Origin of the sequence: Chlamydia ibidis 10-1398/6 (assembly GCF_000454725.1) — a bacterium.
GTDB lineage: Bacteria > Chlamydiota > Chlamydiia > Chlamydiales > Chlamydiaceae > Chlamydia > Chlamydia ibidis.
Genome location: NZ_APJW01000002.1, coordinates 184565 through 200107, shown reverse-complemented (window position 1 = coordinate 200107; position 15543 = coordinate 184565). Strand labels below are relative to the sequence as shown.

Sequence of the window (15543 nt, the reverse complement as noted above, 5' to 3'; positions counted from 1 at the left end):
TTTTTAATTTTTTTGTAAACAACGGATCTTGGTATTGAAATGGAAACATGCCGTAACCTGAAATAAGTTACGGCATGTAGCAAGAAAATATAAAATTAATGTTTAGGTTTTTCTAAGATAAAAATAGCGTCGTTTGGACTATCCGTTCTGGTTAAAGTATTATGACCATCGCGCATGCTAATATTCGATAAATATTTATTGCTTGCTGTATGTTTGAGGCGCACTTCGTCTCCAGCTCGGATGATATTGTCTTTACTCCTATTAACTTTCTCTATTTCAAACCCGCATCTATCTGTATAGTATGAAGTGTCAAGGTAAGCTTCCTGCCAACTGCCATAAAAAGCGATAAAAGCATAGTCAACAAAATTTGATCTGTACAAACCTTTTCTAACGTCAACTACTCCTATATTACAAAAAGTATTATGAACTATTTTTTGCTGTATTCGATCATTTTCAACTTGGAAATAAAAAACTAAAGGAACAGCAGCAGATTCTTCTTCTATCGTGGGGAAAAGGTAAGGTAGGGTAGACCAGTAGCCGAGATAAGGTGCGCTCACTATAGAAGAGGAATTTCCTGATCGCAAAATGAACTGAGAAGAACGTAGGGCAATACCCGAAGTAAATTCTTCATATAATTTTGCTAGTCCTGGTTTGTGTTTTCTCAGATACGCATTAACAGCTGTCTGAATAGCCTGTTTTTTTTCTTCTAAAGAAGCTACCTCAATTGTTGGGAAATGCTGAGGGATAAGAATATCAGTTATAGGAGAAACGGCAATTTGTATAGGAATAGGGTCTAAAGGTACACTTTCAGACCAATCTTTAAAATCCAAATGATCTTCTTGCATTGTTGGTAAAACAGTTCCACCTAAAAACACGGTTTGCGCCGAGCTAGTCAAGATTAAGGAAGAGTATCCTGATTCTGTTTTATTTGTGACAGAGCCTTTCAAAAGAGAGCTAGCTGCAGCTGTAGATATTGAAATTTTTTCTTGTTCTAGCTTCTCAATTTGTTCAAAACTAATTTTTAATACTTGAAATCCTACTCCACCGTATGTCACAGAAGTAGTATAGTGAGTGCCGACGTTTGAAATAAAAGCTTCTATATGTTTAGGGTCTTTTGTATTAAGAGTTTCTATAATTTGTTGAAATTCTTTATCTATTTTCAAATTTGCAGGATCTGAGGCCCGGTCTTGCTGCAAAGTGTATAGAGAATGTGAGGCTGTTGTGCATGTTACAGTATTCTTAGAATGTTGTGTATTTTGCTTTACAAAACTATAAGTAAAACTAGCAGAAAAAGCTGCATCCTCTGCTAGGCTATGTTCTTCTTCGTCATCATTAACAGATCCTAAGCTAAGAGGTGTGTCTGAAAGATGGGGAGGCTTTTTTAGACTGATTTGATAAATGTGACAGTCATCTAAGCTTTTTTGAAATCCGGATTTGATTTTTCTAATAGCATAAGTTTGTTCTGAGGAAGAGCGAATTTCGGATACCTGTTTGCTAATTAAAACAGCAGATATGGTGTGACTACCCACTTGAATTTGGTAGTTGAAATTTGTGCTATCCATCCCCTGTAGATCAAGTCGGACATCTCCTTGTGTTAAAATTTGACTTTTGGCTTGATTTCTCCATAAGTTTTTAAAAGTTATTTTGTTAATAAGTATTTTAGCATCCCTTTTATATTTCTTAATAATGTCTAAAAGTTTAGGGGAATAGCTTGGAAATAATTGTTTTTTTGTTACAAAGATTTCAGTTTGAGCATCTCCAAAACTCGTGTTGGGCAAATTAGAGCTTCCTAAACTAAGCGAGATGTTAGGCAAGAAGTAGGGGACATTAATGGTTACTGTAGTAGAAAATTCTTTTGAAAATGATGTTTTCTCTTCGAATATCGATGTGCTTACTGAGACATCCAGAGAGGGTTTAGGAAATAGTTTAGTGCCAGGAGGGATTCCTAGATGCGCGTCAGAACTAGGGATTGCTGTTTCTTCTGTGAAAGAATAATCCAGGATGTTTATATTCCGTAAGCTATTCAGAATATTTACAGGGTCCAAAGTGACGATATCGAGAGCTCTCCCTAGAAAAGATACATTCCGCACTAATTCATAAGAATCTGATTGGATTAACGGAGTATTCTGTAAAAGGTTGTCTTCTCGTGTAATTAGAAATTGCACCCCATTTTGGCTGCTAAGAAGCAAAGATGATTTGATTTCTTCGAGAAGGGTATCTGGGTAAGGGTGTCCTGAGAGTACAGAGTCTACAATGCACGAGGCAACACAGCCTAGGATTTTTGGTTCTATAATTTCATAAAATGTTCCTTTTTCGTGAGTTCCTTTGCAGTATAGTTGGTATTCAGATGAAGAGGTATTTATATCAGAGGTTGCACTAGAGAAATCATGAGCTTGTAAATTATTTATAAACATTTCTAAGTCGTTTTCTGCATCTATAGGGAAGGGAGAGGATACAATGGACGAGAACTCTTCTAAGAGTGCCTGTGAGTCTAATCTCAAATCGAAAGTGTCATAAGGTATTGAGACGTAGTTTAAAGCATTTGGCATGCTGTTATTGTGTATGGCATTATCTGACATATACGCTATTTTCAACCTACGCAAATGGAAACCGATTCTCTGGATTATTAGTTATATATTCAATGGTTTTTTTGTTTATAAAATATTAAGATTATAATTTTTAAAGATTTAAATCTTGTTTTATATAAACAGAAATCATAAAATTTTCCGTCATTATTTAAAAATAGTCGTATTTTTATGGGTGTTACATTTTTTAACCCAATTTCTTTTTCTTCACGTTATCTCGAAGATCGTAAAAACTTGAATCAATCCGTACTTCTCGAAAAATGTGTAAAGTATGCAGATAGTTTTTTTCATTTTAGAGGAAGTGTAGCAGAAGTTTATTCGTTACCTACCTCCAATATTTTATCTTACCAAATGGTTTCAGAAGACTGTTCCTATGCAAAAAATGTGATAAAAATTATAGCATACCTTCTTATTATTCCTATTGTAGTGGCCTTAGTAATAAAAATTATTGCTCGTACTATACTGCTTTGTAAATACCGATTGCGTCCTAATTATTACTCCAGTCCTACTAGCCACTCTAATAGTAGGGAAAACCTTCTTTCTTCACATAATAGCTCCGTAAACAGTACACTCGTATCGTCTAGAGAGATTAATCTGTCAGAACATGATTCAATGTTAATCAGAAGAGAGAGACCAAATCTTTCTGACAGTTTTCTTAATTTATTAGAAAATAATTTTCCGGTTTTTATTCCTACTCTTTTTAGGGATCAGAACTTTTCTCCCGAAGAGGTAGGTTTATTTTTTAAGTATATTAATGTTATTTTATCACAAGATTCTTTAGTTGCGGCTCTTGATGTTTTCCCTGTGCTAAAAACTAAGATTATGAACTTTGGTCTGGATAGAATCGAAAATATAGATTCTGAAACAGCTGAGTTATACAAGAGAAAGTTTAAAGATATTTTACTTTCTTATTGTCCTTTTTTCTGGTTATCGAAATTTTGTTTTTCTAATAGCGATGATGATGCAACAAGGCTCTCATATTGGATATCTCTTTCTATAAAGGGGACCGTTATTCTTTCCCCTGTTTGGAAAATATTTGCAGAAGTAGTGAAGGAAGAGGAGTTTAATAGTCTGGTAAATCACATAAACCGCGGTGCCTGGGGTAATCAAGGGGATAGTATATCTATCGTCTCTGCTATCCAAGAGAGATATGAGCAGTACATTATCAGTAATCCAGATTATAAAAATTATTCTAACCAACTAACCAGAATAAGGCTGCGTTACGTATTAAACTGTGGTTTCTCCTTCAAAGGTATTTGTTTGCTAAAAAATCTTACTTTGCAGCAAGTTTTGACATTCCAAACGTTAACTGAGAATAGAAAACTATTGGACTGGGAATCCTTAGGAATTCTATGTCGGCCATCCTTGGAATCTTTAAACAGTGCTCTATTAATTACTTGGGAAGATTTATGTGTTCATGGGATGAGCAAGAACAGTGAGGAATTTAAAAGATATCTTAGAGAAATTTCGAGATAATATGTGATGCTATATAGCCTTACATTGCTAAAATTTATGTGCCATTGATGGAATGGGCTTCACGCTTTCCCGTTGCAGTTCTTAAAATCAATGCTCTATAGACTAAGTTCAAACAATCCACGTTTTTAATTTTTTTATCTTTCTTCCCTCTGCTTGGAGTTATCTGAGAGAGGGGTGGGAGATAGTAATGCATTAGCAAGTAGTTTGTTTGTGTAGAGGAAAAAGTATTAAATTTTAAATTCTATTTTTTGATTACTAGAACTACCTATTAATAGGTAGTGTTAATTCCTTTATTGTGGGGTTCAATTTCATAATATTTATTGTTTGCCTGAGGTCTGTTATTACTTTCTTATACCTCGTTCTCATTGATAGCGTCACTATGTTGGATTACCATCCTCACTCCTTCTGTGACAAAACTTATATCTTTGAAGATAATCAGTTAGAGTTTATGTCAGTGGACAAATGGCTCAGATAATATAAGAAGAGTTAGTTACACTTGTAACCCTAGATAGATCTAGAGTTTTTTTAATAGAAAGAGTGTTTATCCCAGTTTATGGGGCGTTGATAGCAGCTCACAGGAACACTTTCTTTTTCATATTCGGTAACTATTCTAGACTTCAAGCGACCTATAAGGACGATCACGGTTATAGCAAATCCTAAGATAATAGCTGCTGAAACTCCGATACTAATAGGAGCAGCAACTATGGATAGTCCTCCCAAGGTTCCTAAGGCTACCAAAGAAACTAGAGATAGTATGGATAAAATGGCTATGATAGAGATAGTCATGATTCTGGATTTTCCTTGTAGGGGAGACGGGAGTTTTACTTGGATGGGGTGGTATATGGTGAAGTGAGGAATTTCTGTTTTTGATCCATAGTATTTTACATTTCCCAGAGTTATGCCATATTTTGTTCCATCACCGATTTTACACACACGATTAAGGTAATTTCTTATTTGATAGTAGTGGTCAAATAATCCTTGTAGAATGCCTAATCCAGCTTTGTTATCGCTGTTTTTTGCTACTTCTAATACGTGTTCTGCTCCACTTTCGACATCTTCAATATCATTAGTTAGCCAACTAGGCAAAGAGAAATGGAGAGATCGAAGGGTCTCCTTTAACTTTTCTATATCTCGCAGTAAAAACTCAGCATCATTTGGCGATGAAACGGTGTACTCAACAGGTCTTTGGGGTTTACTTCTTTCATTTGCTTCGGAAGCATCTAGTTCATCGTTTAAAACGCAGGCTAAGGCTGCTATGCCAGATATTGCACCAATTATGCCTAAAGCTTTTCCGACCATTAAACTTCCTCCACAACTTTAAATAATTAAATTAGATATATTTTACCAAATCAATAATTTATCAAAATTTATTATCAACTTTTTAAAAAAAGTAATTATTAAGATTTTTAAAATAATTTCCCGTTATTCTCATGGGCTTGCACTTATCCTTAACGTACATAAGAAGATTCTGAGATAATGTGTGTGTAAAATATATAAATTTTTTTAGACTGAAACTCGATGAATCGCAAAGCTTTATAAATAAATGACAAATGAGAAACAAAGAACTTGTTGGGAGCTTTTTGTGAAAAATATATAATCCTTGGCTTCCCAAAATGAGTTAAATACTTTATGAGTCTGCCGGAAAAAATTAGTTCACCGAATTCTTCTCAAAATCATAATAATAACTCTTCTTATCATCTTCATAATAAAACTTTTCAGAATGTTTCAACATCATTTAATAGTGATAACGACATAACCCTTTATAACGCTTTAATAAACCAGAATAATACTACAGAAGATGTTGTTAAAATTGGTGGACTGATTCAGAACAGCATTCACCATGCTTTGAAAAAAAAAGGGGGGTAACTCCTTCGCATCATACAGGCAACTGGAAAACCTCGCTTTTATATAATACGTCTCGGCTTCTTGCACATTTATTTTCCACGACAATACAACCGGCTAAAATTATCCGTCCTACAGTCCTACCCCGGTCAGATCATCTGCAGAAGACAACACCAATGTCCTCTGCCAAAAAGTCGGCCCCCCTCCAAACAAGTGGTGTATCTTTTTCTACCTCTCCGAGTCCGATTACTAGAAAGATAAAAACGCATCTTCCTCAGGATAATAAAACATCGGAACACCGGGTATCTAGGAAGAAGCGTGCAGTGGTAGATTCAAATGGGGGACCAGTACCAAAGTATGATCTTACTGATAAAAATATTGTTGCCCGTCTTCAACTAACTGATGAGCAGCAAAAGACCTGTCAGAAAACTATTAATAATCTCAGAAAGGCAACAAATCGTTACCAAAGTCTTCGTGAAAAAAACTCCAGAGCAGGTCAAAGTTTATTAGTTAAGCAAGCAGAGTTTTTGGAAGAAATTCAAAAGAGACTCAAATTATCTCAAGATCATCCTACTTTTAAAGTAATGGAAATCATCAAAAACGAGTACAAATCTCACCGAGTAAAAGTGGATAAGTTTCTCCATGGGATTTGGGTTGCTGGTTCACCTCCAGATGGTACAGATGAGTATATCAGGACATTCTTGGAAGCATACGATGATTTTTCGTTCTATCTTTGGGTAGATGAAAAAGCATATGGGGCTGCTAAGTTTACCTCCATTATGAAGAAAATAGCCTTTGACTCAGCGATTAAGAAATTAAGAGAAAGCATACCTGAATCCGATCAAGCATTTATTAAGAAATATGATGAATTAAGAAAGAAATATGGCGCTACAAAAAATCCTAAACTCCAAGATCAATATCTTAAAGATATACAATCTATGAGAGAGGCTTATGTTGGATTACATAAGAATATTCAGGACGCTTTTAATGCTTTTCTTCTCCAACAGACGGTAATACAACAAGATAATTTTTTCAATTTTTGTACTCTCAAGGGAGTGGACTCTATTTCTGATCAAACACGTATAGATTATCTCGAGAAGGAACTGGGGCTTTCAACAGACGAGGTAGAAGACTACAAAAAGCTTATAGAGAAAAATAAGAAAAAAATCCAAGACATAGTTGCTAAAGTTAATAAGGATTTAGGGAAGGATAAGGTTTTTATCAAGGATATTAAAGAACTAAAATCTATGAGTAATCCTATTAATCGTTATAACTATGATACGGAGATGTTTTTACGATGGAATTACGCGGCTGCAACAGATCAAGTCAGAATGTACATGCTTGGAGAGATTGGAGGGATTTATACAGACTTGGACATGATGCCAGCTTATTCTGCAGAGGTTAATCAGATAATCTATGATGTCGGGGGGAATGCATTTTTCGAAGATCTTCAAACTAGACGCGCTATATCTTATATTGTTCTAAAGCTCGTCAGCGATAGCTCTAAGGAAATTTCTCTAGGTCAGATTGCTACAGATGTAGATATATCCAAGATATCATCAGAAGATAAAACAAAACTTTCTAAATTAATTGATGAACTGAAAACATTTTTGACATCACATAAGAAGAAGGCTTTGTTTGCAAGAATGTCCTCAGATGTTGTTCGTGATTTTATGCCAATTTTGCAGCGATACCATAAGAGGATAACAGGATGGAACGTTAGAGGATTAAATGGCTTAATGATGTCCCATAAGGGAAGTGGTATGGTCGAGTCTGTTATTAAGGCTCAGAGGCAAGCTTATGAAGAACTAAAAAATTTGAGACAAAATGTTTTAAGTGGTCAATTTTTTAATGGTTTACAAGATCTTTCACAATTAGATCATATGTCAGTAGTGGGAGGAGCATTAGTTAAAGATTACCTTGAGAAATCTTTATTTTTTGATTTTCGTCAGGACTCGATCATTCCTGGTGCAGTTAGTACTCTAGGTATTTCTGGGCCTGATTTAATTATGAAAGAAATGAAAAAATATTTTCGTTCACAAGGTCCTATAGGGCAGGATTTTCTTGAAAATCAAGGAAGAAAATTAGGGAAACAGGCTTTTTTAGGGGCTTATAATAGAATACCAGGGGATACTATTGGATTTGATTGGCTCAATCCCATAACTATTGGAGCCAATGACGTGACTCCTGCAGACGACAGTACCTGGTGTGGAATTAAAAATCGAGACCCTAATGATTTATTATTTTCTTATCCTTCAAAATTAAGTGATAAGCCATTAAAAGGCATATCTAGGACCACGATTGATGTGAAAGAATTTACCAAACTATGGTCTGATAATTCAAAAGTTGTGTGTTCTGAAGAATTATTACAACGTTTTAACAAAGTTATCTCTGACCCGTCATTAGATATTGGTGAAGTGTCTGAGTTAGACAGGGATCTCACTCTTGCAATGCAAGATCTATCTGGGGATAGGATAGCTAGGGAAGGGGTATTCTCTTTACAATTACAGTTGGCTGAACTTGTGAGATCTGTAAAATTCCCGGTATCCAATCAGGTGAATTTCTTCCCAGATGGGTATAGTAATTTTGAGGCGGATCTAGAAAAAGCAGTTAAGCTATACCTAAATGCTGATCCACAAACAAAAGTTGTTCTTTGGAAGAGCTCTCTAAATGATCGAGTCTTATTCCTCAAAGATATGATTTCCATATCTGAAAGATTGTTAGCTATATCTAATTTTATTGATTCCGTAGATGAAACTCCTCCGTCTGGCACTGAGATTACCCTTTTAACGCAATATGGTGAACTTAAGGCAAAAGAAAGCCTGGATCTTTTATCTAATGTAGAGCTTGAAGATTTTTTAGAGCTCACAAATAGAATTTCAGAAAACGAAAGATTGCGAAATAAAGTTGCTGATATCGAATTTCTAGTTTCTTCAGGGCATCTATATAGCAGTTATAAAACACACTTATCTTCTTGGTTGAATTTACCTGAGAAGGAGTTAAAGAAAGCTATTCTAGCTTTTGCTCAGGACATATCATCAGACGGTAGTTTAAGTAAAGACGAACAAAAAACTAGAAATAATTGGTACACGGATATTTGTAATCAAATATACAAACAACGTGTTACTGAATCCTCGTCTCGTATAACAGAGTTTGCGAAGAAGTTTGAAAAAAATGAACGCGTTGTTGTGATGGACATGGATAGATATTTATCAGAGCACCCTTTGTTTGACAGGATTCAAAAAGATGGATACGCCTTTAAGGATTTCCAAAACGTTGCCCGACTAATACTAGCAAACTCTGGCGTTTCGGGTATTTTGTTATCTGAAAGTTCATTCCCAGCGCCTTCAAAGCTGTTAGTTGATTCTATGAAATCAGTGGTAGGGGATAACTATGATGAGATTAGTAGTAGAGCAATGCCTCTTGTATATGACCTCCTAGCTGCAGATAAGAATAGTGAAGCAGTTAATCAAATTTTGCAACGTATAAACCAAGAGGGATTAGGAGATTTAGGAGAGAAATTATCAAGATACTCTCCTTCAGATCTATTAGCCCCACCTACTGACAGTAGTGTGACAGCATTAGGTAGGCGTTATGGGATCGAGTATGGAAGAGAATCAGAACAAACCATTGTGAACCTTGCTGCCGGGATATTTAATCCTTCTGGTTATACTATGGATCTTTATTTAGAAGCTCTTTATGAAATACATAAAGAAGTTCATGCAGGAACTTTGACTAAGGAAAAAGCTCAATCTATTCTTCAAGATAAAAGAGCTGATTGTTTTATAAGTGATCAAGGTCTTGAGTCACTAGTTAAATACTCGGACAGTATGTACTACTGCTCCTTAACGGAAGTTCACAGGATATTAAGTGGGCAGTATTTTTTAGCAGAAGCAACAAAGAATTTAATTGCTGGAGCTCTTCCTGGAATCAGCCCAATTCTTAATAGTGATAAGAATTTAGGACGCCCGTTGCTGACAGCTATAACATCTTCTCCAGTGGTAAATCCCTATGATTATCGCGGTGTAGGATTAAGCAAGGATTTGTTGTCGGCTCCTCATGATGTACCTTCAATACGTGCTGTTGTAGAAGGGGCAAAATACACAGCATCGTCTTGGTCTGAGTTTTTCAATGTACACTCAGAAAGATGGTCAGATTTGGCAAATCGTTTGGGGAGTAAATCAATAGATATTCATCCCCAGACTTTTTTATATCGAGTCGAGGGTCGCTGTGTAGGCCTGTCAATGCTATACTTGTTAGCAAAAGATGTAACGTCTTACAGCCTTATTCAGGATAATCTTATGACGGTTTCATCTTTATATCAGGAAAAAGAGATAAAAGGACTGTCATTAACGGAAACAGATCAGAAGTTGTTAGATAGAAGTACTTCACTAATCGATTGGTTACAATTTCAAGGGAACAAATACCTGAAGTCTTCAGATGCTTTTTCTTCTATACCCTGGAGTATTCTTACATTAAAAGATAAGTTTGAGAAAACATCATTAAAAAGTGTTTTAATCACTACACCAACTCATAGTTTGACCCTACAGAAGCTAGGTGAAGATATATATAGGCTTACGGATCCTAATTTTGGACACGTAGACTTTCCAGCTGTTAATCAGGCTTTTTATTTTGTATGCGGAATAATGGAGGAATCTTATGAGATAAAACGGCGTTACGGATTCTCGGATTATATGCCTGTTCAAAATCAGATAAAGGTATATGTTCCAAATGCTCATTTATTTGATAACACATTGTTTGCTAGCGCCGATTTAGGATTAACTTCTAAACACCAATCCACGACCTTAGAGAAAATGATTGCAAGAGGAGGTGTGTCAATTGGTCAGATCGAAACATCATGGCGTACCCTATACGAAATCGGTGGGACCGTTGACCATACAAGAATATCAGAAACCACAACAACAGAAGATTTGGATCGCTTGAAGATAGATGGGGATGTTTTGAGCGATTATCTCTCCAGAAATGTACTAGATTCAGATACTTCCGTTTTGCTTCAAACTGTCCTAAAAACTTATGGCCTGGAACCTGGCACTAAAAGGGTGCGAGGAAGAGCAATTATAGACACCCCTAATGAAGTTGCCTCTCTCATAAAGACATCAAAGAACAGGATTGCAAAGATTCAATCTTCTTTGAAAGCGATGCTTCGTATTATTTCTAAGAAACTTAAATCGGCATCCATTACTGATATTGATAAAGCAAAGATCAAAAATGTAAATATTGATGAGCAAGATCTTATAAAGATAGAATTAGAAACCATTGATAAACAATCTAAAACTATTACGTTTGATGGGGAGGTGATGGCTGTTTCGTTTAGACGTTTTGGCAGAATGCTTAATGAATTATCTAGCACCGGGGTTATGGATTTAGATTTGGGTATGTCTGTAGTTTCTCTTGTTCAATATGCCCGGATGGTAGAACAAGGAAAATCTACCGATGCGTTAGCAGAATTTAACTTAGTGATGGATGTTAAAGCAATGTCAGAATTGACACTGGGATCCGTCATTCAAGTAATGGGTAAGAAATTTATTACAGAGTCAGGGGTGAATACTTTTAGATTAGAGAGTGCCTTAGCATCTAAATTGCAAACAGTAGCCCAAAAGGTTGGAGGAAGCACAGGAAGGGCTTTATCGAGTGCAGCTAGGGTTTTAGAACTTCCTGTTTTAGAAACTGTCGCTGGTGTTTGGAATCTTTATAATAGCGTTAGCATTCTTATGGAAGAAACGTCTCATAGCGAACAGATGGCAGCACGAGTTCAGGTGGCTTTTGATGCTATTTCTCTCGCTCTTACGTTATCCGCTGTTGCTGCTCCATCTCTAATGTTGGCCGCAGGTCCTATTGCAGCTATCGGTATGGGAGCGGCATCGATTGCACGTAACGTGGCTTATCATGAATCGCGTCACGAAACATGGCTAAGATATAAGGAGTTTTTAGAAAAAGGCAGCGAAAATATTGTCGTTAGTTTGCCTGAAAGAGGAATACTCGATCTTTCGGGGAATCAGGTTTTAGGAAATGTCTTTTTAGACTTACGGAAAAATCCACCGATTTTTAAAGGAGATCGGTCATACAACGCTAATCGATGGTTTGGTCATCACCCGGAACTGACAGATTGGCAAATTCGTGATATGTTGAGTTATGCCTATAGTATTAGCCCAACGCGAGCATTAGCACTAGGACACGCTAATAGCTATTGGCCTAGACAGATTCCTTCCATACCTAAAGGAACCTATACTACAGTCATTTTGGGATACGGTATTCAGTATAAAGCTGTTACTGAAGTTATTTACCTTTCCAATTGGATTGTTTGGCGGGAAGCTGTCATGGAACAAGATTCGCGATATTATCAGCCTCCTTTAACTCCTGTATCGGAACAAACAAAAATCATAGCAGGAAATGCTCCACTAACTGTTCTACCAGTACGCCTATTGGACGGAGATTCTAAGGAAACGTTGCAAGCACGTATGGAACAAGCTAAGTCTTACAAGAAGTATAAAATTATTGTCGAAGGAGGAGCTGGAGGATTAGTAGTTCAAATTGGTGGTGCTGGATTTTATGATTTAAAAGGGGATCCGAAAGCGAATAATGTTATCTCATTCCGTGCCATACCGGATCCATACTTTGTTAGTTTTGACCTTAGCCAAAAGGAACAAACTGCCAATTTATTTAAGAATGATGGAAGCACTGTTGTAGCTTATGATATTCTCAAAATTCGTCAAACAGGTTTCAATACTATTATTGGCTCTGCATCGGGTTACGATAATTTACATGGAAATCATGATACAAAATTCTTTTTAAGTCCTTCTGGTGGGGTTATTTATTCCGGTTCAGGAATCTGCGAGTACGATGTACAAGATCTTTCAAAAAATATAATGGTTTTTTTAGAAGAAAATTCTACGCGTCACGAATTCAGCCTCCAACATTACTCTAATGAGGTTGTGCCCATGCTGGAATTAAATGAGTATATTCCTATGGTAACACTTTTAGGTTTACTGCCTAAAAAGCAGACAGATGACCCAAGATCTGGATTATATGTGGGTTACAGGTTGGGTAGTTCAAGGGACAATTATGAACAATGGATTGGTAAAATTAAATTGTTTTTATTAGATGGAGTTCAGCTTGAAGCAACAAAACGTCAACAAAATTTTCTGATTTTTGTAATCGTTAGCTGTGATCATGCGACATGGCAAAAACAACACCCAGAAGAACCTGGGTATCCAGAGAACATCTTAGAGTCACTGAAAAAATTGGGGTTACCTTTTGGTGATACATTTACCTTAGTGCGTAAGGATAGTTCAGTAGTATTTAGTTTTATAAAACAGGCCTTTACCTATTACCCTCACCCATATGCAGATGTTTCAGTTCGCACCAGTTCTCAATATGACGTAGTGGTACAAGGAGAAGAAGGATGTACTTATCTCATCAAATCTCTTCCGAATATTATGTCAAAAAACATCACAATTCTATTGCCGGACAGTAGAGCAGTTTCGGCAATTCTTGATTTATATTCTCTCGTTATTAGTTCTATAGAAGGCAGAATTCCTTCAAATTCAAATAATAGTATAGAGCTAACTATTTCGTCTCCTAGATATCACATTCCTCTGATTTTGGAATGGTCAGGAGAAGTGCCTAGAGGAACATTGATAGAAGTTACCGATGGAGTTCATGGTAATCTAGGAAAATGGTACGACTTGCTGATCAAAAACCGGGGAACCAAGCAATCTCTTTACAGACGGAGTATGTTAGTTGCTGACAGAATAGAAAGCGTAAGGAGTTTAGATGATGCTATTACTCTACTTAATGCCGAGGATGATCAAGGTGATAACCCTATCCAAATTTTAGGCTTAGAAAATAAAGAAGATGCGGATTTACAAGTTTCTGGAAGCTTACAATCAGGAACTTTTATAGGAAGCATGGAAAATTTAAGATGGGTTACTACAAGGCCTTCCAAAGTATTTAACGTGACTGTTCCTGCGCGTAATATTAAATATTTGTCCTTCCAAGGAGGGGAAAAGTCTGGGAAAAACATAGTCTTCTATAGTAAGATTGCTCCTTCTGTCATTGAAGCAAAGCAACAACCGACAATTCTAATATCACGAAATCAATGGAAATCTTGTAGCCGGATAGACGTTTACTTTACTTCTCTACAACTGGGAGATTTCAATCGTTATCGTGTCAGTAATGAAAGAGTAGAGCTTACTAGACAGTTGATGTATGCTCAGAATTTAGTAAGAGTAGATGCACGAGATTTTATTTTAAGGTTCTTCTACGTGCGAGGAGGAGATGGAATAGGTAGCATTGATCTTAGATTTAGAGATTTCTTTAGCGAATCTGGAGAGAACAATAAGGACTCATCTCAAAATATAGATGAGCAAAATTTATTAATTAATGAGCGGTATCGAGATCATTTAAACCTAAAATTAGGGTCAGAAACATTTAATTTAGCACTTTTCGCAAGCGAATTCTCAGCAGTCCGTCATGTAACTAACTTAGAACATCATAACAACGTCAAATACCGATTAGAGTTTCCTGCAGGTGGTCCTCGGTTCCCTAATAGTAATATATTTGCTTACACGGTCAATCCTAATGTTACTTATAGTACCCAAAGTGATTTGCGTTGGTTGCCAATAGATTCCTCTATGAAAAAATATGAACTTCCTGGATTAACTATACGAGGTGCTTCTTATTACCTAGATCCTGAGTCCGGAGACTTATACTTAACTCGAGTAACATTATTTGGGGACACTGGAACAGAGGCTCTTCTAGTGAAATTTCCTGAATACAAGTGTAAGTGGCGAGAGTTTCAGAAAGTAATAGTGACAGGAAGAGACATACTCACTATTGCAAATCGTGAGACTATCTCCTTGTCTGGAACAACATTTTCTGGTCCTTCTGTACAACGCCTACGATTTGATTATGAAAAATGGATGCGAAGAATTTCTTCTAGCGCGGCTATTATCTCAATAGAAGTTGGAGTAAATTCAAATAGTGATCAGGTTGTTCATTATGATTTTATGAAAGGTGGAAAGCATCATTCATTGGTCGACGTTGGTTTGTGGGATTTGCGAGATAGATTTAAAAAATCTGTTAGATCTAGGATATATGACAATTATTTATTAAAAGAAGCTACCCATTTTTGTGATAAGGAACAGAAATGGGAAATTCCTGCAAGCATGTTAGAATATGCCGTTGGCTATTATTCTCAAGTTTCCTCCACATGGGTCATAGGCCATGTAACAACTGGTACAAAGTTATCTTTACCAGCAAACTCTACAACAATGTCTCTGATAACATCTCAAGGAGCTATGTTTGCTAAGCCACAAGAACGATCCGGGTATGCTGTACATTACAGGGTGACAGGACTGCACAGGATCAGTAGCGATGTCGTTATCAATCAGACTCCGGGTGAAATGCTATGTACTTTCAAAAAAGATGTCACTGTGCTTATCCAAAAAGTAGACGACTCTCAATACAACAGCAAGAACATTTACATAGTCGCCGAAGTAGTGACTGATGATCAATCAACCAAAGTGTTTTAATTATTGAAAAACCTCTTATTTTCAACAATCTTACTTTTGTTAAGATTTTTATTAAAATACGCTTTTGGAAAAGTATAGTTGAAAAA

The 15543-nt window shown here is 36.3% G+C and carries 4 protein-coding genes and 1 pseudogene; 3 read left to right on the top strand and 2 right to left on the bottom strand.

Annotated features, from left to right (window positions below; genetic code table 11):
* Positions 1-95 precede the first annotated feature (95 nt).
* Positions 96-2579: an MAC/perforin domain-containing protein gene (locus tag H359_RS02950; RefSeq protein WP_020370188.1), complete on the bottom strand. Its 2484-nt coding sequence runs from the start codon at positions 2577-2579 to the stop codon at positions 96-98.
* Positions 2580-2756: 177 nt separating this feature from the next.
* On the opposite strand from H359_RS02950, the gene H359_RS02945 reads away from it, so the two are divergent.
* Positions 2757-4061 (top strand): DUF1389 domain-containing protein, encoded by a 1305-nt coding sequence (locus H359_RS02945; protein ID WP_020370187.1) that lies wholly within the window; start codon positions 2757-2759, stop codon positions 4059-4061.
* 525 nt (positions 4062-4586) lie between these two features.
* Here H359_RS02945 and H359_RS02940 read toward each other — a convergent pair.
* A complete protein-coding gene (locus tag H359_RS02940; RefSeq protein WP_020370186.1) occupies positions 4587-5360 on the bottom strand; it encodes a hypothetical protein in 774 nt (257 codons plus the stop codon).
* Positions 5361-5690: 330 nt separating this feature from the next.
* Between H359_RS02940 and H359_RS05205 the strand changes: the two genes are divergently transcribed.
* Complete coding sequence (locus tag H359_RS05205; protein WP_021119579.1) at positions 5691-5927, top strand: hypothetical protein; 237 nt, start codon at positions 5691-5693, stop codon at positions 5925-5927.
* A gap of 47 nt (positions 5928-5974) precedes the next feature.
* Positions 5975-15457: pseudogene (locus tag H359_RS02930) on the top strand (LifA/Efa1-related large cytotoxin); the annotation flags it as partial.
* Positions 15458-15543: the final 86 nt, after the last annotated feature.

Bases quoted from the DNA above. Each gene is read 5' to 3' on its own strand.
- H359_RS02950 (WP_020370188.1), bottom strand. From the start codon at position 2,579: ATGTCAGATAATGCCATACACAATAACAGCATGCCAAATGCTTTAAAC.
- H359_RS02945 (WP_020370187.1), top strand. From the start codon at position 2,757: ATGGGTGTTACATTTTTTAACCCAATTTCTTTTTCTTCACGTTATCTC.
- H359_RS02940 (WP_020370186.1), bottom strand. From the start codon at position 5,360: ATGGTCGGAAAAGCTTTAGGCATAATTGGTGCAATATCTGGCATAGCA.
- H359_RS05205 (WP_021119579.1), top strand. From the start codon at position 5,691: ATGAGTCTGCCGGAAAAAATTAGTTCACCGAATTCTTCTCAAAATCAT.